This window comes from Streptomyces sp. NPDC045470, assembly GCF_040646595.1.
GTDB lineage: Bacteria > Actinomycetota > Actinomycetes > Streptomycetales > Streptomycetaceae > Streptomyces.
The window spans coordinates 775,046-794,398 of sequence record NZ_JBEZAN010000001.1; the positions used below are offsets into that span (position 1 = coordinate 775,046).

A 19,353-nucleotide genomic window follows, 5' to 3' on the forward strand; every position below is an offset into this window, starting at 1 on the left:
CGAGAGCATGACCTCGAAGATCAAGCCCGCCAAGGGCGCCGCGCACGCGCGCATCATGGGTGTCGGCGGCTACCGCCCGACCCGTGTGGTGCCGAACGAGGAGATCCTCAAGCACATCGACTCCTCCGACGAGTGGATCCGCTCGCGCTCCGGCATCGCCACCCGCCACTGGGCCGGCCCGGACGAGACCGTGGCGGCCATGTCGGTGGAGGCGGCCGGCAAGGCCATCGCGGACGCCGGGATCACCCCCGAGCAGATCGGCGCGGTGGTCGTCTCGACCGTCTCGCACTTCAAGCAGACCCCGGCCATCGCGACCGAGATCGCCCACAAGGTCGGCGCGGGCAAGCCCGCCGCGTTCGACATCTCCGCAGGTTGCGCCGGATTCGGCTACGGTCTGACGCTCGCCAAGGGCATGATCACCGACGGCAGCGCCGAGTACGTGCTCGTCATCGGCGTCGAGCGGCTCTCGGACCTGACCGACCTGGAGGACCGGGCCACCGCGTTCCTCTTCGGCGACGGCGCCGGCGCCGTGGTCGTCGGCCCCGGCAAGGAGCCCGCGATCGGCCCGACCGTCTGGGGCTCGGAGGGCGACAAGGCCGAGACGATCAAGCAGACGTTCGGCTGGGACATCTACCGCCGCACCCCGGTGCCCGGCGGCAACGGCCCGGACGCCCAGGTGGCGCTGGACGAGATCCGCTACCCCGCCATCACCCAGGAGGGCCAGGCGGTCTTCCGGTGGGCGGTGTTCGAGATGGCGAAGGTCGCCCAGCAGGCGCTGGACGCGGCCGGAGTCAGCCCGGACGACCTGGACGTCTTCATCCCGCACCAGGCCAACATGCGGATCATCGACTCGATGGTGAAGACTCTGAAGCTGCCGGAGAGCGTCACGGTCGCCCGTGACGTGGAGACCACCGGCAACACCTCGGCCGCCTCGATTCCGCTCGCCATGGAGCGGCTGCTGGCGACCGGTCAGGCCAAGAGCGGGGACACCGCGCTCGTCATCGGCTTCGGGGCGGGTCTCGTCTACGCCGCGACGGTCGTTACCCTCCCCTAGGCGAGTTTCGCGCGACACCACCGGTGACCTTGTGTCCCGGTGACCGCGCGGAGCCTGTCCACATCCCCGGAACTGCAGACTTTCTACCGTTCCCCCGACCCATTACCGAAGGAGCGCCATCATGGCCGCCACCCAGGAAGAGATCGTCAAGGGTCTCGCCGAGATCGTGAACGAGATCGCCGGGATCCCCGTCGAGGACGTCAAGCTGGACAAGTCCTTCACCGACGACCTGGACGTCGACTCGCTGTCCATGGTCGAGGTCGTCGTCGCCGCCGAGGAGCGCTTCGACGTGAAGATCCCCGACGACGACGTCAAGAACCTCAAGACGGTCGGCGACGCGACCGATTACATCCTGAAGCACCAGGGCTGATCCAGCCCCGGCGCATGTCGCCACCCCGCGGTGGCGCCGTCGATTCTCAACCCCTCAACCTGTGGAGTAGGAATTTCCGTGAACGCGACCAATCGCACCGTGGTCGTCACCGGTATCGGCGCAACCACACCGCTGGGTGGCGACAGTGCCTCGACCTGGGAAGGGATGCTCGCCGGACGTTCCGGCGTGTCCGCCCTCGACCAGGACTGGGCGGCCGACCTCCCGGTCCGCATCGCCGCCGCGGCGGCCGTCGACCCGGGCGAGATCATCCCCCGGGCGCAGGCCCGCAAGCTGGACCGCTCGGCACAGCTCGCGCTGATCGCGGCCCGTGAGGCGTGGGCGGACGCCGGTTTCGAGGCCCGGGCCGGCGAGGACTCCTCGGTGGACCCGGACCGGCTCGGCACGGTCATCGCCTCCGGCATCGGCGGCGTGACCACCCTGCTGAACCAGTACGACATCCTGCGGGAGAAGGGCTCTCGCCGCGTCTCCCCGCACACCGTGCCGATGCTGATGCCCAACAGCCCGTCGGCCAACGTCGGCCTGGAGGTCAACGCGCGGGCCGGTGTGCACACCCCGGTCAGCGCCTGCGCCTCCGGTGCCGAGGCCATCGGCTACGGCATCGAGATGATCCGTACGGGCCGTGCCGACGTCGTCGTCGCGGGCGGTACGGAGGCGGCCATCCACCCGCTGCCGATCGCCGCGTTCGGCAACATGATGGCGATGTCCAAGAACAACGACGACCCGCAGGGCGCGTCCCGCCCCTACGACGCGGACCGCAACGGCTTCGTGCTCGGCGAGGGCTCCGGCGTGATCGTCCTGGAGTCGGCCGACCACGCCGCCAAGCGCGGTGCGAAGGTCTACGCCGAGGCCGTCGGCCAGGGCATCTCCGCCGACAGCCACGACATCGTGCAGCCCGAGCCGTCCGGTAACGGCATCGCGCACGCGCTGCAGAACCTGCTCGCCAACACCGACCTCAAGTCGGCCGAGATCGCGCACGTCAACGCGCACGCGACCTCGACGCCGCTGGGCGACCTGGCCGAGATCAAGGCGCTGCGCAAGGTCTTCGGCACCGACGTCGACCACATGGCGATCTCCGCCACCAAGTCGATGACCGGCCACCTGCTGGGCGGCGCGGGCGGCGTGGAGACCGTCGCCTCGGTGCTGGCGATCCACCACCGGGTGGCGCCGCCGACCATCAACATCGAGAACCTCGACCCCGAGGCCGACGCGGACATCGTCCGGGACGAGAAGCGCGCGCTGCCCGCCGAGGGCACGATCGCGGTGCTGAACGACTCGTTCGGCTTCGGCGGTCACAACGTGGTGCTGGCCTTCCGGACCGTGTGACCGGAGCCGGACCCGCCGGTCCGTGAGGTGTGCGAAGGGGCCATGCCGTGAGGTGTGCGAAGGGGCCGTGCCGTGTGGCGCGGCCCCTTCCGCGTACCCGGGGGCGGGCGTACGGTCTCTGCCGCGTGCCCGGGGACCCGGGACCGCGTACGCCTCAGAAGCTGGCGTAGTACGCCGCCGCGCCGTCCTCGTCGCCGTGCCCCTGCGCCTCCGCCCGCCGGAAGCGCTCCGCCGCGGCCGCCGCCAGGTCCATGTGCACCCCGCCCGCCACGGCGGCCTCCTCGACCAGCCGGGCGTCCTTGCGCGCGGCGGAGACCGTGAAGCTCGCCGGGTACGCGCCGGACAGGATCAGCTCCGACTTCATCCGGAGGTAGGGCAGGTCGAGCGGTCCGCCCTCGACCGCTTCGAGGAAGGAGCGGGGATCCACGCCGAGTCCCTGGGCGAGGGCCAGCGCCTCGCCCGTGCCGTTGATGACGGTGAGCACCCAGCTGTTGACGACGAGCTTGAGGCGGCTGGCCGCGCCCGAGGACGCGTCCTCGTCGACCCACAGGGTGCGCTGTCCGACGACGTCGAGGATGCGCGCCGCCCGCTCCCGTACGTCCTGCGGCCCGGCCGCGAGAACGGTCAGCAGGCCCTCCTCCGCGGGTTCCTTCGTGCCGACCACGGGAGCGTCCACGAGGTCCAGGCCGTGTTCGCGGGCGAGGGCGGCGAGCGGGGCGGTTCCGTCGGCGCCCACGGTGCTCATCTGGAGCCAGAGGGTCCGCGCGCGCAGGGCGGGGGCGCTCGCCCGTACGGCGTCCAGGACGGCCGGTCCGTCCAGCAGGACGGTCAGGACGGCGTCCGCGCCGTCCACCGCCTCGGCCGGGGTGTCCACGACCCGTACACCGTCGGCGGCCAGGGGTTCGGCCTTGGCGCGGGTGCGGTTCCAGGCGCGGACGTCCAGGCCGGCGCCGGCGAGATTGCGGGCCATCGCCGAGCCCATGATTCCGGTGCCGAGCACCGCCACTGAGGTCTTGTCAGGCATGTCCGCACGCTACGGCCTGGAGCGGGCTCCAGGGCAAGGGCGGCGTCGGCGCGCCGCCGCGGCCGCCCGCGGCCTGGTGCGGCGGGTCAGACGACCTGGTGCAGCCAGCGGACCGGGGCGCCCTCACCCGCGTACCGGAAGGGCTCCAGCTCGTCGTCCCAGGGCTTGCCGAGCAGCTTGGCGACCTCGGCCGCCAGCTCGGTCTCGCCGCCCGCCGAACGGGCGAGCGCTGCGCGCAGCCGGTCCTCGGGGATCAGGATGTCGCCGTGGATGCCGGTGACGGCGTGAAAGATGCCCAGCTCGGGCGTGGCGCTGTAGCGCTCGCCCTCGGCGGTGGCGCAGGGTTCGGCGGTCACCTCGAAGCGCAGCAGGTGCCAGCCGCGCAGCGCGGAGGCCAGCTTGGAGGCCGTGCCGGCCTCGCCCTGCCAGGAGAACTCGGCTCTCCAGGTGCCGGGGGACGCCGGCTGGCGGATCCAGTCGAGGTTGACGCGCACACCGAGGACGCCCGCGACGGCCCATTCGACGTGCGGGCACAGCGCGCGCGGTGCGGAGTGGACGTACAGAACTCCACGTGTCGTCACCGGGACCTCCAGTACGGTTCGAGGTTCGCCTTCCCCAGCGGCCTCGTGCCCGTTCCGGTCGCGGCCGGGACAGCTGCAAGCATTCTGCCCCAGTGATCACGTCGGCACCAGCATCCGAGGTTACCTACAGTAAACACCATGAGCCCCAATTTGCCGCAAAAGGGACAGTAAATGACGTGATGTAATACACGCGTGCCGACTGTGCCGGTGCCGTCGGGCGAGGACCCTACGGGTCACGGCACAAGCTACCGCGCGGCAGGCGTCAGGGGGTGACGTACCGTCGGTACCGGAACAGATATCACTCGCACGCCGGAGGGGGACAGGGGATGACCGCGGTCAATCAGCCCTTTCGGCCAAACCGGGCCCGTACCGCCGCTGCCGCCGCCCTCACGGCGGCCGCGCTCGCCGTCTCCCTGACGGCCTGCGCCGGTGATCCCGACGACGGCGGCCGGACGGCCCCGAGCCGCTCCCCCAAGCCCTCTCCCGCCTGGCGCACCGACCCCGCCTCGGTGGCCGCGGTCGGCGACTCCATCACCGCCGGGTTCGACGCCTGCTCGGTGCTGTCCGACTGCCCCGCCGTCTCCTGGGCCACCGGCACGGACCCGGGAGTGAACAGCGTCGCCCGGCGGCTGGTGAAGGATCCCGCCACGCAGAGCTGGAACTTCGCGAAGACCGGCGCGCTGATGCGCGACCTGCCCGCCCAGGTCGAGCAGGCCGTACGGAAACGGCCCGAGCTGGTCACCGTCCTGGTGGGCGCCAACGACGCCTGCCGCACCGACGTCGGCGCGATGACCACGACGACCGCCTTCCGCGCCGACTTCGAGGCGTCGCTGCGCGCGCTGCGGCGCGCCCTGCCCAAGACGCAGGTGTACGTCGCGGCCGTGCCCGACCTGATGCGGCTGTGGTCGCAGGGGCGGCAGAATCCGCTGGGCAAGGAAGTGTGGAAGCTCGGGATGTGCGGCTCGATGCTGCGCGACCCCGACGACCTGTCGAAGGCCGCGGACACCCGCCGGCAGAGCGTGCGGGACCGGGTGGTGGCCTACAACAAGGCCCTGGAGTCGGTCTGCGAGCGCGACACGCTGTGCCGCTTCGACCGGTCCGTCTTCGACTTCCGCTTCACCGGCGCGGAGTTGAGCGCCTGGGACTGGTTCCACCCCGGCCGGGAAGGGCAGCGGGAGCTGGCCCGGATGGCGTTCCGGGAGATCACCCGTAAGGGGACGTAGCAGCCCTGACGGGGCGGCACGGACACCCTTAGGGGGAAGGCCGGGCAGATCGTTCCTGCTGGGGATCCGGCGGAAACACGGGGCGCGGGAGGATGGCAGTCGGCCCGAACCACGGTGCGCCCGGGGCCCGTACACCGCTCCGCACGCCCGCACACCGCTTTCCGTACCCGGGGGGACCCACCATGACCGCACGCCGTACGACCAGGCCGGAACACCGCACCACCAGACCGGGGCACCGCACCACCCGTGTCGCCCTCGCCACGGCCGCCCTCGTCACGGTGACCGTCGCGGTCACCGGCTGCGAGCTGACCGAAAAGGTCACCGAGACCGAGCGCAGCTACACCGTCGAGGGCAGAACGACGACGCTGGACGTGACGACGCCGGGCGGCAACATCACGGTCGTCGCGGACGACACGGCCGGTGACCGGGTCAAAGTGACGGAACGGCTGGCGTACGGCGAGCGGAAGCCCGGCACCCGGCACGCCCTCGAAGGCGGCAGCCTGAAGCTCACCGCGGACGACTGCGCGGGAATCCGGGGCAAGTGCAGCGTCGCCTACGAGGTCAGGGTCGCGCGGTCGGTCGCCGTGAAGCTGCGGACCGAGGGCGGCGACATCCACGTCGAGGGCGCCTCGGGGGCCGTCGACGCGAAGACCCACGGCGGCGACATCGACCTGCGGGACTGCACGGCGAAGCAGGCGACGGCGGACACCGACGGCGGCGAGATCGACGCCCGCTTCACCGGTGTACCGGACCGGGTGGACGGCCGGAGCAGCGGCGGCGCGGTCACGGTCCGGGTCCCGCAGGGCCGTTACGCGGTGGACGCCACCACGGACGGTGGCAACCGCCGGGTCACCGGCACCGTGGACAACAAGTCGCCGCACAAGATCAAGGTGCACAGCGACGGGGGCGACGTGGAGGTACGGGCCGGGGGCTGAGGTGCCGCGGGCGCCGCGCGGGCAGGCCGTCGCGCCCCGCGCAACCGGAGCGTGGTGGCCCGCGCGGTCGGACCGTCGTGACCCGCGCGGTCAGGCCACGGTGACCTGCGCGGCCAGCCGCCGGTCGGTGACACTGCGGGCCGCCTCGATCGCGTACGTACCGTCCACGAAACGGCGGGCACCGGCCGCCTCGTCCCAGATCTCGAAGGCACGGCGCGGCAGCACGATCTCGGCCTCGGCCGTCTCGCCCGGGGCCGCCTCCACCGTCGCGAACCCGGCCAGCCATCGGTCCGGGCGGTCCGCGGGCGCCAGGCCCGCGACCCGGTCCAGGGGCGCGAGGTAGACCTGTACGACCTCACGGCCGTGGCGGGTGCCGGTGTTGCGCACCCGGACCCGGGCGCGGGCCGGGGTCGCCTCCAGGGACTCGTAACTCCAGTCGGTGTAGCCCAGTCCGTGCCCGAAGGGGTACGCCGGTGCCGGGCCCGCCTCCTCGCGGGCCCGGCGCTGCCAGGCCCGGTAGCCGATGAAGACGCCCTCCTCGTACGCGATCCGGCCGTCGGCCGGGGTGACCTGGGTGACCGGGGCGTCCGCCAGGCAGGCGGGCCAGGTGGTCGGCAGGCGGCCGCCCGGCTCGTGCGTCCCCAGCAGGACGTCGGCCAGTGCGGCTCCCGCCTCCTGCCCGGGGAACCAGCCGAGCAGGACGGCGGGCACCTCCGCGCGCCAGGGCAGCTCCACCGGGGAACCCGCGTTGACGACCACGACGGTGTACGGGTTGGCGGCGGCCACCCGCGAGACCAGCTCGTCCTGGCGCCCCGGCAGGGCCAGGCCCGTACGGTCGAAGCCCTCCGACTCGGTCTCCTCGGTGGTCGCCACGACCACGACCACGGCGTCCGCCGCCGTGGCGGCCCGTACCGCCTCCTCGATCTCCGCGTCCGGGTCGGGCCGCGGCTCCGCGTGGCCGAGCGCGAAGGTCAGTACGGGCAGGTCGGCGCCGAGACCGGTGCCGCGCGGGACGAACCGCAGCGCCACGTGCAGGGTCTGTCCGGCCGTCAGCTCCGCCTGCACGCGGTGCTCGGCGGGGTTCATGAACGCCTCGAACGGGTCGTCCGTGTCCGGGGCACAGGGGGCGTCGAACAGCACCCGGCCGCCGACGGTCAGCCGGAGCTCGCCGGTGCCGGAGACGGCGAAGGTGTGCGCGCCGTCGGCCTGCGGGGTGAACGTGCCCGCCAGCTCCACGGTGTGCAGGTTGCGCTGTGTGACACCGTCCGGGAACCGGCCCATGGCCTGCACCTTGCCGTCGAACTGCGGCTGTTCGGCGAGCAGCGCGCCGTCCGCGCCGTAGTAACGGGCGCACAGCTCGAAGCCCGCGCGGGCGTGCGGGACCTTCGTGCGGGGGTCGGCGCCGGCCGAGAAGGTGACGTCGGTGTCCGGCAGGGCGGCGCGCAGGCCCTCCAGCGGGGAGACGATCCGCTCGGGGAAGACGGTGGCGGAGCCGCCGCCCAGCACCCGGGCGTCCTTGGCCGCGGCACCGATGACGGCGAGCTTGCGGAGGGAGTGGGGGGTGAGGGGGAGGGCGCGGGGCGGGGTGTCGTTCCGGGTGGGTGCGGGCTCGTCGCGTACGGCCGGTTCGTCGCGTGCGACCGGTTCGTCGCGTGCGACCGGTTCGTTGCGTACGAGGACGAAGGCGCGGCGGGCGATCTCGCGGGCCAGTGCGCGGCCGTCGATGTGCCGCGGTACGTCCTCGGGGGCGACGGCGGCCGGGACGCCCTCCAGGCAGCCCGTGCGGGCGGCGAGCAGGAGCACGCGGCGCACCGCGTCGTCCACCTCGTCCTCCGTCACCCGCCCGTCCCGGACGGCCGCCGCGAGCGGTGCGCCGAAGACCGTGTGCGGCCCCGGCATCGCGAGGTCCAGGCCGCCGCGCAGCGCGCGTACCGTGTCGCGGGCCGCCGTCCAGTCGGAGACGTTGACCCCGTCGAAGCCCCACCCGCCTCGCAGGACGCCGTCGACCAGCTCGCGGTGTTCGGTCATCGTCACGCCGTTGACCTGGTTGTAGGCCGTCATGACGGCCCAGGGCCGGGCGGTTTCGACGATGTGCTCGAAGGGCGCCAGGTACAGCTCGCGCAGCGGCCGGGGAGCGATCCGGTTGTCGACGGTGAAGCGCTCGGTCTCGGCGTCGTTGCCCACGAAGTGCTTGACGGTCGCCCCCACCCCGCCGTCCTGGACCCCGGCGACGTACCCCGCGCCGATCACACCGGTCAGGTACGGGTCCTCGGAGAAGCACTCGAAATGGCGGCCGCCGAGCGGGGAGCGGTGCAGGTTGACGGTGGGGGCCAGCAGGACGTGCACGCCCTTGCGGCGCGCCTCCTGGGCGAGCAGCCGGCCCGCGCGGCGTGCCAGCTCCCGGTCCCAGGTGGCGGCCAGCGCGGTGGGGCTGGGCAGGGCGACGGACGGATCCTCCGCACCCCATCCCTGGCCGCGCACGCCGATCGGTCCGTCCGACATGACCAGGGACCTCAGCCCGATCTCCGGTACGGCGGGCAGCGTCCAGACGTCCTGCCCGGACAGCAGCCCGGCCTTGGTGTCGAGGTCCAGCTTCCCGAGGGCCTCCTCGACGGCCACGGCGGCTGCCGCGGTGTGGGCGCTTCGGTGGTCGGTCATACGGCTCTCCCTGGCGTGACGAGCGGCTCCGGGCCCCTGAGCCCGATTGTGACCGGTTCACCTGGCAAGTGGTAGGTACTGTTATCTTCTGGTTACCTTATGACCGGGGCGGGCGGGGTTACGCTCGCCCGGTGACTGCACGGGACCAGGTACGGCCGGGCGGCCGCCGGAGCGGCGGTGGACGCGAGGCACAGCGCGCGGAGCGGCGCGAGGCGATCCTCCAGGCCGCCATGGAGCTGATCGCCGAGCGCGGCTATCGCGGTACGTCACTCGCCGCCGTCGCCGAGCGCGCCGGACTGACCCAGCAGGGCCTGCTGCACCACTTCCCCAGCAAGGAACTGCTGCTGGTCGGCGTCCTGGAGGCGCGCGACCGCTGGGACACGGCCGCGGCGGCGGCCACCGGCGCCTGGCGCACGGACACCCTCGCCGGGCTGGTCGAGTACAACGCCGGGCGGCCCGGGGTCGTCCAGACGTACACGGTCCTGGCCGGGGACAGTGTCACCGAGGACCACCCGGCCCGTGACTTCTTCGAGCGGCGGTTCCGGCGGGTGCGGGAGGCGCTGGCCGGGGTGCTGCGGGCGGAGTACGGCGACCGGCTGCCGGGCGGGCTGACACCGGAGCGGGCCGCGCCGCTGCTGGCCGCCGTGATGGACGGCCTCCAGTTGCAGTGGCTGCTGGATCCGGCGGAGGTGGACATGCCGGCGGCGTTCGGGGACTTCCTGTCGCTGCTCGGGGCGGCCGACGGGGAGGGTGGCGCTCCGGCGGCCGGCGAGGGTGCGGTCGAGGGCTGACGGCGGCCGGTCCGCGCGGGAAGGAAGAGGATCAACCCCTTCCGCGCACGGTACGGCGCCGCTTTACTCACCCCATGAGACGCATACGCACCAGGATGGGTGTGCTCGGCGCCGCGCTGCTGACCGCGGCCCCGCTCGCCCTCACCGCCCCTTCCGCCACAGCGGCCTCCCCCGCCGCCGCCACCGCCCGGCCGGCGTCGGCCGCACCGACCGTCGAGGCGCAGCGGCTGTCGCAGCGCGCGCCGCAGGAGATCCTGCGGCGCAGCGGGTTCGCCGACGTGGCCGGGACGTTCGGCGACGGGCTCGCACGGGTGCACTCGTACGGGGCGGCGAAACGGTACGTCACGGAGGCCGGACGCGGCCTGTGGCGACGCGCGGTGGACCGCGTCCAGGGGCGAGGGCCGCAGGGCGGCGACCTGAGCCGGGACGACGACCGGCCGCTGTACTGGGCGCGGCTGGGCATGACCGAGGCGCTGCGCGAGTGGAAACCGCCGTTCCGGTTGACCGTTGGCCAACGGAACACACTGGCGGGGGCGCTGGAGCGCGGGTCGCGGGGGCAGGACTCGATCGACCTGCCCGGCGGCGGGCACGCCGGGAAGCGGACCCTGCGCGTCGTCGTGACCGGCTTCGACCCCTTCCAGCTGGACGCGGACTCCCGCCGCAGCAATCCGTCGGGGGCCGCGGCGCTCGCGCTGGACGGTACGACGGTCCGTACGTCCTCCGGGCGGCTCGCGCGGATCGAGACCGCCGTCTTCCCCGTACGGTGGGCGGACTTCGCGGCGGGCACGGTGGAGCGGACACTGCTGCCGCACTTCCGGCGCGGGCCGCGGCAGGTGGACCTGTTCACCACCGTCAGCCAGGGACGGCCGGGGCGGTTCGACCTGGAGCGGACGAACGGCGCCTGGCGGGGCGGCTATCCGGACAACGCGCGCGTGTCCCGTACCGGGACGGTGCCCGTGCCGAAGGGCGTGCCGACCGTACGGCCGCAGCCGCAGTGGACCACCACGACCCTCCCGTACGCGCAGCTCACCACCACCGCCACCGGGCCGTTCCCGGTACGGGACAACACGGAGGTGACCGAGATCCCGGCGGGCGGCGGGGCACCCGTCGAGCGGCCGGACGGGCCGACGCCGGGCTCCACGGCCCGCGCGGGCGGCGGCGGTGACTACCTGTCCAACGAGATCGGCTACCGGGCGACGCTGCTGCGGGACGCGCTGAAGCTGAAGGTGCCGGGCGGCCATCTGCACACGCCGGTCCTCCAGTTCGGCGCCGGGAACACCGATCCGGCGACCGGCACGGTCACCGATCCCGACTTCGTACGGAACCGGACGGCCATCACCGGGCAGGTGCGGAGCCTCCTGGCCGCCGCGTTGTCAGTGGCACCGGGCATCATGGAGAAATGATCGTCGCAGCAGCGCAATTCCCGTCCGCGTCCCGGGACATCGAGGGCAACGCGGCGCGGATGGCCACTCTGCTCGCCGAGGCCGCCGGCCGCGGCGCCGAGCTGGTCGTCTTCGCCGAGCTGGCCCTGACCAACTACGAGCTCGACGCGATAGCCGCCGCCCCGGAGCGGTACGCCCTCGCGCCGGACGACCCGCGGCTGGCCCCCGTCCGGGACGCGTGCCGGACGGCGGGCGTCGCCGCGGTGGTCAACGGCCCGGGCCGTGGCCCGGCGGGGACGGCGGACGGCATGACCATCGCTTCGTTCGTGTACGGACCGGACGGCGCGCTGCTGACCCGCTACGACAAGCACCACCTGTACGGCCGGGAGAACGGCCTGTTCACGGCGGGGACGGACGCGGGCGGCCGGTTCACCTTCCGCGGCCTGAAGTTCGCCCTCGCCACCTGTTACGACAACGCCTTCCCCGAGGTGGCGGAGCAGGCCGCGGCCGACGGCTGCCAGGTGTATCTGGCCAGCTCGTTCCACGACTCGGTGGAGCGCACGGAGCAGTACGCCGCCAAGGCGCGGGACACCGGGCTCGACGTACTGCTCGCCAACGGCGTCGGCCCGGGGAGCGAGAGCGTGGCCTGCGGGTACAGCGGCATCTGGGCGGCGGACGGGACAGGCCTCGCGCGCCTGGCCGACGAGGCCGGGCCGGCCGTGGCCGAGGTGGGCCGGGCCGCCGGGCATGTGGCGGCGGGTGCGGAAGGCATACGGGAGCGGGTGAACGACCGGTGATCCGTGACCGGGACAACGTCCGGCGGCGGTCTGCGGAAGGCGGCTCCACATCGCTGACGAGGCACCACAGGTGAGCGGGCGCGGGCGGGACGGCCTGCGTACGGCCGCCCCGCCCGCGTCCCCGCGGCCGTGCCCGCCGGTCAGGACGGCAGTTCGTCCAGCGTCGGGTAGGACGGCTGGGCGCCCGGCTTGGTGACGGCCGCGGCGCCCACCCGTACGGCGAAGCGGGCGGCGTCCGTGAGGGAGGCGCCGCCGGCCAGGCGGGTCGCGAGGGCGCCGGTGAACGCGTCGCCCGCGCCCGTGGTGTCGACGGCCTCGACCTTCACGCCGGGGACCCGGCCGGTGCCGCCCTCGCCGTCCACGACCAGCGCGCCGTCGCCGCCGAGGGTGACCACGACCGAGCGGGCGCCCTGCTCGCGCAGCGCCCGGGCCCAGTCCTCCGGGGTGCCTTCGGTGCGGCCCGCGAGCTGCTGCGCCTCGTGCTCGTTGACCACGAGGGGGTCGGCGGCGGCGAGCAGCTCCGGGTCGAGGCTGTCGGGGGTGGGGGACGGGTTGAGGACGACCCGGGTGCCGGTCTCCGTGGCCGTGGCGGCGGCGGCCCGTACCGTCTCCACGGGCACCTCCAACTGGAGGGAGACGGCGGCGGACGCGGCGATGACGTCGCGGGCGGCCGCCACGTCCGCGGGGGTGAGCGCCGCGTTGGCGCCCGGGGAGACGACGATGCTGTTGTCGCCGTCCGGCCCCACGATGATCATCGCGGTGCCGGTGCGGGTGCCGGACTCGACGATCACGTGCGCGACGTCCGTGCCCGCGGCGCGCTGCGCGTCCAGCAGCAGTTCGCCGTACGCGTCGTCGCCGACCCGGGCCAGCAGGCCGACCCGGCCGCCGAGCCGGGCGGCGGCGGCCGCCTGGTTGGCGCCCTTGCCGCCCGCCGACTCGACCAGGTCGGAGCCGTGCACGGTCTCGCCCGCGCCGGGCCGCCGCGCCACCCGGACCGTCAGGTCCGCGTTGGCCGAGCCCACTACCAGTACGTCGTACATCTGCTTCTCACCCATCGAATTCCGCCGCGTTCTTGCCGGTCACCAGGACCACCGGCACCTTCACCTGCTTCGGCAGCCGCTCGCCGCGCGCCGCCCTGAGCGCCTGCGCCACGGCCTGCCTGCCCAGCAGCTTGGGCTGCTGGGCGACCGTGGCGGTCAGCGTCCCGCCGCGTACCGCCGCGACGCCCTCCGGCGTCCCGTCGAACGCCACGATCTTCACGTCCTTGCCCGCCCGGGCGCCCAGCGACTTGGCGGCGCCGAGCGCCATCTCGTCGTTGGCCGCGAAGACGCCGCCGATGTCCCGGTGTACTTGGAGCATATTGGACATCACGTCCATGCCCTTGGCCCGGTCGAAGTCGGCGGGCTGCCGCGCCACCACCTGGATGCCCGGGTACGCCTTGATGCCCTCCTCGAAGCCCTGCCCGCGCTCCCGGGCGGCCGAGGTGCCGGGCTGGCCCTCCAGGAAGGCCACCTTGCCCTTGCCGCCGAGGGACTCGGCCAGCGTCTTCGCGGCGAGCCGGCCGCCCGCGACGTTGTCGGAGGCGATGGCCGAGCCGACCCGGCCGCCGTTGACGCCGCGGTCCAGGGAGATCACCGGCACGTCCGCCCGGTTGGCGACCCCGACGGCCGGCACGGCGGCGTCGGAGTCCACCGGGTTGATGATCGCCGCCTTGACGTCCTGGCTGGTGAACGTCTCCATCTGGTTGATCTGCTGCATCGGGTCGTTCTGCGCGTCGGTGATGTTGATGTGCAGGCCGCGCCGGTCCGCCTCGGCCTGCGCGCCCTCACGGACGGCGACGAAGAACGGGTTGTTCAGGGTGGAGAGGGCCAGGCCCAGGTCGGTGTCGCCGCCGCGGTCGCAGCCGGACAGGGCGAGGGCACCGGCCAGGACAGCCGCGCCGAGCAGGCCCGTACGCCTGCGGAGCGAGTCGGTGCCCCTGCCGGGCGTACCGCTGTCGAGCGGCTCCGTACGCCGCTCGCGGAACGAGCCCGTACCCCCACCGGGCGCGGCCCTGCCGGACGTACTCTTCCCGGGCGTACCCTTCCCGGGCGTACCCGTCCTGTACGTACCCGTCCTGGGCGTACCGCCGTCGAGCGGTCCCCTGGGCCACCTCATCGCGCGCTCCGGCGCCGCAGCGTGTCCAGGAGCACCGCCAGCGCGATGACCAGACCGGTGGCCACCTGCTGCCAGAACGCCGAGACGCTCAGCAGGTTCAGGCCGTTGCGCAGCACGGCGAGGATCAGGGCGCCGATGAGGGTGCCGGACGCCTTGCCGGAGCCGCCGGAGAGGCTGGCGCCGCCGATCACGACGGCGGCGATGGCGTCGAGTTCGTAGCCGACGGCGGCCTGCGGCTGGGCGGAGGTCAGCCGGGCCGCGAGGACGATGCCCGCGACCGCCGCGAACAGTCCGGACATCGCGTAGATCACCAGCTTGCGGCGCTTGACGTCGATGCCGGAGAGCCGGGCGGCCTCCTCGTTGCCGCCGATCGCGAACATCGCGCGGCCCGCGTACGTCCGGTTGAGGACCAGCGCCGCCACGAGCCCCATCGCGATCATGACCAGGACCGGAACGGGCAGCCAGCCGCCCAGCGTGTCCCCCAGCTTGCTGACCGAGGCGGGGAAGGCGATCGGCGTACCGCCGGTGATCACCAGAGCGAGGCCGCGGCCGACGGAGAGCATCGCGAGGGTGGCGATGAAGGCGGGCAGCTTCCCGTACGCGACCAGCGCGCCGGAGACCAGGCCGGCCGCCGCGCCGAGCGCGAGCCCCAGCAGGACGGCGGCCCACACCGGCAGGCCCGCGTCGGTCGCGGCCCAGGCGACCACGGTGGCGCTGAGGGCGGCCACCGAGCCGACCGACAGGTCGATGCCGGCCGAGACGATCACGAAGGTGACGCCGAAGGCGAGGATGGCGGTGACGGACGCCTGGACGCCGACGTTGAGGAGGTTCTGCCCGTTCAGGAAGTCCCCGGACAGGATCGCCATGACCACGATCAGGGCGATCAGGCCGCCCAGCGGGCCGTTCTTCAGGACCGCCCGGGTGAACCAGGGGCCGAAGCCGTCGTCGGGCGGGGCGGTGCCGACCGCCTCGGCGGCCGCTCCCGTCTTCACATCAGCGGACATCGGAGCCCTCCTTCGCGCTCTCGTTCGTCGTCGGGTGCGGTGACGTGCGCGACGCCGTCCCGTGCGGTGCCGTCCCGTGCGGTCCGGACGCGTCGGCGTCGGACCGCACCGCCAGTTCCATCACCGCGTCCTGCGTCGCCTCGTCGCCGGAGAGTTCACCGGCGAGCCGCCCCTGGGCCATGACCAGCACCCGGTCGCTCATACCGAGCACCTCGGGCAGGTCGCTGGAGATCATCAGCACCGCGCGGCCGGCTGCCGTCAGCTCGTTGACGAGCTGGTAGATCTCGACCTTCGCGCCCACGTCGATGCCGCGCGTCGGCTCGTCCAGGATCAGCAGCCGGGTGTCGGCCAGCAGCCACTTGCCGATGACGACCTTCTGCTGGTTGCCGCCGGACAGGGTCCGGGCGTGCTGCCCCAGGCCGCTCATCCGTACCTTCAGCCGGGCGGCCACCTCAGCGGCAGCGCGCCGCTGGCCGCGCCGGTCGACCAGGCCGCCGCGGGTGTCGCGGTCCAGCCGGGCCAGCGTCAGGTTGTCCTGGAGCGAGGCGTCCAGGACCAGCCCCTGGCCCTTGCGGTCCTCGGGGACCAGGCCGAGCCCGGCGCGCATCGCGGCCCGTACGTCGCCGGGGGCCAGCACCTGCCCGTCGACCTCGACGCTCCCGGCGTCGTAGTGATCCACGCCGAAGACCGCCCGCGCGACCTCGGTACGGCCGGCGCCGACCAGGCCCGCGAGGCCGACGACCTCACCGGCCCGCACCTCGAAGCCGATGTCCTCGAAGACGGGCGTGCCGTTGAGGCCGTGCCTCGTCAGGCCGCGGACGCGCAGCAGCGGCGCGCCGGGCTCGTCCGGGCGCTGCCGCGGGTACTGCTCGGCGATGTCCCGGCCCACCATCAGGCGGATCAGCTCGTCCTCGTCCGTACCGGCCGGCACCTCGGCGACCGAGCGGCCGTCGCGCAGTACGGTGACGCGGTCGCCGAGGGCGCGGATCTCCTCCAGGTGGTGGGTGATGAAGATGATCCCCACGCCGCCGGCGCGCAGTTCGCGCACGATGGTGAAGAGGGTATCGACCTCATCGGAGGTCAGAACGGCGGTCGGCTCGTCCATGATCAGGACGCGGGCGCGCAGGCTCAGCGCCTTGGCGATCTCGACCATCTGGAGCCGGGCGATGCCCAGTTCGGCGACCGGGGTGTCCGGGGAGACGTCCAGGCGTACCCGGCGCAGCAGTTCGGCGGCGCGCGCCCGCATGGCCTTCTTGTCGATCAGACGGAGCGCGGTGCGGGGTTGCCGGCCCAGGAAGATGTTCTCCGCGACGGTCAGGCGGGGGACGAGATTGAACTCCTGGTAGATGGTGGCGATACCGAGCCGTTCGGCGTCCTGCGCGGTGCGGATGTGCACCTCGTGGAGAGCGTCGGGAGGGGTGGCGCGTGAGGTGCCGGGGGCTGGAGTGGTGTCGGGGGCACCGGGGCCGACGTGATCGCCGGAACGGCTGAGGCCGCCGTTGCCGACGTGGCCTACGGTTCTGCTGTGGTCGCCGGGCCCACCGGGACCGTTGTGTTCGCCAGGGCCGCCGGGGCCGCCGGATCCACCGGGGCCACCGATCGGGCCTGGACCGTCGGCCACGAGGATGCGGCCCGCGTCGGGGCGGTGGGCGCCGGAGAGCATCTTGATCAGGGTGCTCTTGCCCGCGCCGTTCTCGCCGAGCAGGACGTGCACCTCGCCCGCGCGCAGGCTCAAGTCCACGCCGTCCAGCGCGCGCACGCCGGGGAACGACTTCGTCACCCCCTCCATGCGCAGCAGTTCGCGGCCGGCCGGTGCGTCGTCCCGAACGTCGTCGTTGACGTCGGTCATGCGCTGCCCTCCTCCTCTTGGGTTTCCTCGCGGGTGGTGCCCGGTTCGCCGCAGGAGCGGCGGGTGACGAGGCGGGCCGGCAGCAGCACGGAGCCGGGCGCGCGCCCCTCGATCCGTTCCAGCAGGGTGTGCAGGGCGGCCCGGCCCAGCTCGCGGGTGGGCTGCGCGATGGCGGTGAGCGGCGGGTCGGTGTGTGCGAACCAGGGCACGTCGTCGTACACGACCAGCGCCATGTCGTCGGGGACGCGCAGTCCGCGCGCGCGGATCTCGTCCATCGCGCCGAGCGCCATCAGGTTGTCGGTGGCCAGTACGGCGTCGGGCGGCTCGGGCAGGTCCAGGAGGCGGCGCATCACCGCGCGGCCGCCGGTGGGCTGGAGGTCGGGCGTGGAGCCGACGCGCTCGTCCGGCAGCGCTATGCCGTGCGCGGCCAGCGCCGTACGGAAGAGTTCCAGCCGCTCGTCGCCGGTCGGCGTACCGGCCGGAGCCACGATGACCGCGGGGCGCCGCCGGCCGAGGGCGGCGAGGTGGGCGGCCAGGTCGGTGAGCGCCGCGGCGCCGTCGGCCCGTACGCACGGCGCGTCGACGCCCGGCACGATCCGGTCCAGCAGCACCAGCGGCGTGCCGGAGGCGACGACCTCGCGCAGCATCGCGGAGCCGGCACCGGCCGAGCTGACCAGCAGGCCGTCGATACGGCGGTCCAGCAGCGTACGGATGTAGTCGTCCTGCTGAGCGGTGCGTTCGGCGGCGTTGCCGATGATCAGGCTGTAGCCGAGGCCGCGCGCGGCGTCCTCGACGGCGTCGGCCAACTCGGTGAAGAACGGGTTGGTCAGGTCGCTGATGACCAGTCCGAGCGTGCCGGTACGGGCGGTGCGCAGGGCGCGGGCGACGTTGTTGGGCCGGTACCCCAGCTCCTCGACGGCGGCGAGCACCCGCTCACGCGTCTCGGTCACCGGACTCCGCCCGTTCAGCACCCGGGAGACGGTCGCCACGGACACCCCGGCCCGCTCGGCCACATCCTTGATCTTCGCCATCCCGCCCCAGCCCTTCCATGCAGGTCCGCGCAGGCAGGTCGAGGACACCACGGCGCAGGGCGTCTCGATCGCACAACGGCGTGTAATCGATTTCGTGTGGGCTTACGTAATCGATTACACGACTCCGCCGTCAAGACGGCGCGAGAGTGGCCTGCGTCACAGGAGAGTCCGATAGGGGTGACGGCAGGCGGTGGTACACCGCTCGGCTCGCCCGTCACTCGACCCCTCGGACGCCTCGCGCCACCACGTTAGCCATCGCCCGCACGACACCCCAGAGCGTTTACGGCATTGGCGCGAACCTGACACCGGGTGGGCGCCGCTCCGGCCCTGGGGCGGGTTGCCCCTGGGGCCGCGGAACGCCTCTCGGGGCGCCCAAGGAACCGCTCCTGGGCGGGCCGCTCCAAGACAGCCCGCCCCCTCCGGAGCACTCCGGGGAGACCGGCGCCCGGGTAGATCACCCAGGGGAGGCCGCCCGGGGAAGGCCGCCCCAGGACAGAAGCCCCCGGGAGAAGCCCCGACAGAGGCCGCCCCTCGGGGGACAGATTCTGGACAGGCCGCCCCGGGGGCCAGTTCCTGAGACAGACCGTGCCCGGGGGCAGTTCCTGAGACAGACCGCCCTTCAGGTGACTCCCCTAGGACAGGCCACCCTTCAGGTGACTCCCCTAGGACAGGCCACCCTTCAGGTGACTCCCCTGGGACAGGCCACCCCTCGGAGACTTTCCGGCGGCAGGCCACCCCTTGGGGACTCCCCCGGGACAAACCGCCCCTCGGGGACTCCCCTCGGGACAGGCCACCCCTCGGGGCCCCGGGACAGACCACCTCTCGGGACCCCGGGGACAGACCACCCTCAGGGCAGACCGACACCCAGGCCAGGCGCCCCCGCAGCAGACCGTCCACTCTCCCACGCAAGCCGCCCTCGAAGGAGCAGGCCCGGGGCAAGCCGCCCCCCGAAGGAGCAGCCCACGGGGCAGGCCGCTCCGAGCAGACCACCTCCCCGGGGTAGCCCCCCAGCCCATCCAGCCCATCCATCCCATCCAGCCCCTTCAGCCCTTCTCCACCGGCAGCCCACAAAGGGGCTCCCGACCCCGGAGCAGGCATGACTCTCTCCCCGCCGGACGCGTGGCCCAGAGGTGATGTCCCCGGCTCCATAAGC

The 19,353-nt window shown here is 73.5% G+C and carries 14 protein-coding genes and 1 pseudogene; 8 read left to right on the top strand and 7 right to left on the bottom strand.

Going from position 1 to position 19,353, the window contains the following annotated elements:
* Positions 1-7: 7 nt before the first annotated feature.
* The 3 genes from AB0A97_RS03400 (at position 8) to AB0A97_RS03410 (ending at position 2,768) form a co-directional block, all read left to right on the top strand.
* Positions 8-1,054 (top strand): ketoacyl-ACP synthase III, encoded by a 1,047-nt coding sequence (locus tag AB0A97_RS03400; RefSeq protein WP_361143789.1) that lies wholly within the window; start codon positions 8-10, stop codon positions 1,052-1,054.
* Between the two features lie 121 nt (positions 1,055-1,175).
* Positions 1,176-1,424: an acyl carrier protein gene (locus AB0A97_RS03405; RefSeq protein WP_361143792.1), complete on the top strand. Its 249-nt coding sequence runs from the start codon at positions 1,176-1,178 to the stop codon at positions 1,422-1,424.
* A gap of 78 nt (positions 1,425-1,502) precedes the next feature.
* Positions 1,503-2,768, top strand: coding sequence for a beta-ketoacyl-[acyl-carrier-protein] synthase family protein (locus tag AB0A97_RS03410; RefSeq protein ID WP_361143794.1), 1,266 nt, complete (start codon positions 1,503-1,505; stop codon positions 2,766-2,768).
* A 154-nt stretch (positions 2,769-2,922) separates the two neighbouring features.
* Here AB0A97_RS03410 and AB0A97_RS03415 read toward each other — a convergent pair whose 3' ends face one another.
* Together AB0A97_RS03415 and AB0A97_RS03420 are read right to left on the bottom strand one after the other, a co-directional pair.
* Positions 2,923-3,792 (bottom strand): NAD(P)-dependent oxidoreductase, encoded by an 870-nt coding sequence (locus tag AB0A97_RS03415; protein ID WP_361143797.1) that lies wholly within the window; start codon positions 3,790-3,792, stop codon positions 2,923-2,925.
* A gap of 86 nt (positions 3,793-3,878) precedes the next feature.
* On the bottom strand, positions 3,879-4,373 hold the full coding sequence (locus AB0A97_RS03420; protein ID WP_030597503.1) for a DUF3145 domain-containing protein: 495 nt from the start codon (positions 4,371-4,373) through the stop codon (positions 3,879-3,881).
* A gap of 326 nt (positions 4,374-4,699) precedes the next feature.
* On the opposite strand from AB0A97_RS03420, the gene AB0A97_RS03425 reads away from it, so the two are divergent.
* Together AB0A97_RS03425 and AB0A97_RS03430 are read left to right on the top strand one after the other, a co-directional pair.
* Positions 4,700-5,596: a GDSL-type esterase/lipase family protein gene (locus AB0A97_RS03425; protein WP_361143800.1), complete on the top strand. Its 897-nt coding sequence runs from the start codon at positions 4,700-4,702 to the stop codon at positions 5,594-5,596.
* Between the two features lie 182 nt (positions 5,597-5,778).
* Positions 5,779-6,531 carry a DUF4097 family beta strand repeat-containing protein gene (locus AB0A97_RS03430; RefSeq protein ID WP_361143803.1) on the top strand — a complete coding sequence of 251 codons (753 nt, stop codon included), beginning with the start codon at positions 5,779-5,781 and terminating at the stop codon, positions 6,529-6,531.
* A 90-nt stretch (positions 6,532-6,621) separates the two neighbouring features.
* On the opposite strand, the gene AB0A97_RS03435 is transcribed toward AB0A97_RS03430, so the two are convergent.
* Positions 6,622-9,189: a glycoside hydrolase family 3 C-terminal domain-containing protein gene (locus AB0A97_RS03435; protein WP_361143806.1), complete on the bottom strand. Its 2,568-nt coding sequence runs from the start codon at positions 9,187-9,189 to the stop codon at positions 6,622-6,624.
* Between the two features lie 131 nt (positions 9,190-9,320).
* On the opposite strand from AB0A97_RS03435, the gene AB0A97_RS03440 reads away from it, so the two are divergent.
* From AB0A97_RS03440 to AB0A97_RS03450, 3 genes are all read left to right on the top strand, one after another.
* Positions 9,321-9,980 carry a helix-turn-helix domain-containing protein gene (locus tag AB0A97_RS03440; protein ID WP_361143809.1) on the top strand — a complete coding sequence of 220 codons (660 nt, stop codon included), beginning with the start codon at positions 9,321-9,323 and terminating at the stop codon, positions 9,978-9,980.
* Positions 9,981-10,054: 74 nt separating this feature from the next.
* On the top strand, positions 10,055-11,383 hold the full coding sequence (locus AB0A97_RS03445; RefSeq protein WP_361143812.1) for a pyroglutamyl peptidase: 1,329 nt from the start codon (positions 10,055-10,057) through the stop codon (positions 11,381-11,383).
* Positions 11,380-12,159 carry a carbon-nitrogen hydrolase family protein gene (locus AB0A97_RS03450; RefSeq protein ID WP_361143815.1) on the top strand — a complete coding sequence of 260 codons (780 nt, stop codon included), beginning with the start codon at positions 11,380-11,382 and terminating at the stop codon, positions 12,157-12,159. The genes AB0A97_RS03445 and AB0A97_RS03450 overlap by 4 nt, the downstream gene beginning before the upstream one ends.
* Before the next feature lie 140 nt (positions 12,160-12,299).
* Here AB0A97_RS03450 and rbsK read toward each other — a convergent pair whose 3' ends face one another.
* The 4 genes and pseudogenes from rbsK to AB0A97_RS03470 all read right to left on the bottom strand — a co-directional run bounded on the left by rbsK (position 12,300) and on the right by AB0A97_RS03470 (position 18,200).
* On the bottom strand, positions 12,300-13,199 hold the full coding sequence (gene rbsK, locus AB0A97_RS03455; RefSeq protein WP_361145222.1) for a ribokinase: 900 nt from the start codon (positions 13,197-13,199) through the stop codon (positions 12,300-12,302).
* Between the two features lie 7 nt (positions 13,200-13,206).
* Positions 13,207-15,320 (bottom strand): annotated as a pseudogene (locus AB0A97_RS03460) (substrate-binding domain-containing protein).
* Positions 15,310-17,169, bottom strand: a complete 1,860-nt coding sequence (locus AB0A97_RS03465; RefSeq protein WP_361143818.1) for a sugar ABC transporter ATP-binding protein — start codon at positions 17,167-17,169, stop codon at positions 15,310-15,312. Before AB0A97_RS03465 ends, AB0A97_RS03460 begins: the two are co-directional and overlap by 11 nt.
* Positions 17,166-18,200: a LacI family DNA-binding transcriptional regulator gene (locus AB0A97_RS03470; RefSeq protein WP_361143821.1), complete on the bottom strand. Its 1,035-nt coding sequence runs from the start codon at positions 18,198-18,200 to the stop codon at positions 17,166-17,168. Before AB0A97_RS03470 ends, AB0A97_RS03465 begins: the two co-directional genes overlap by 4 nt.
* Positions 18,201-19,353 lie beyond the last annotated feature (1,153 nt).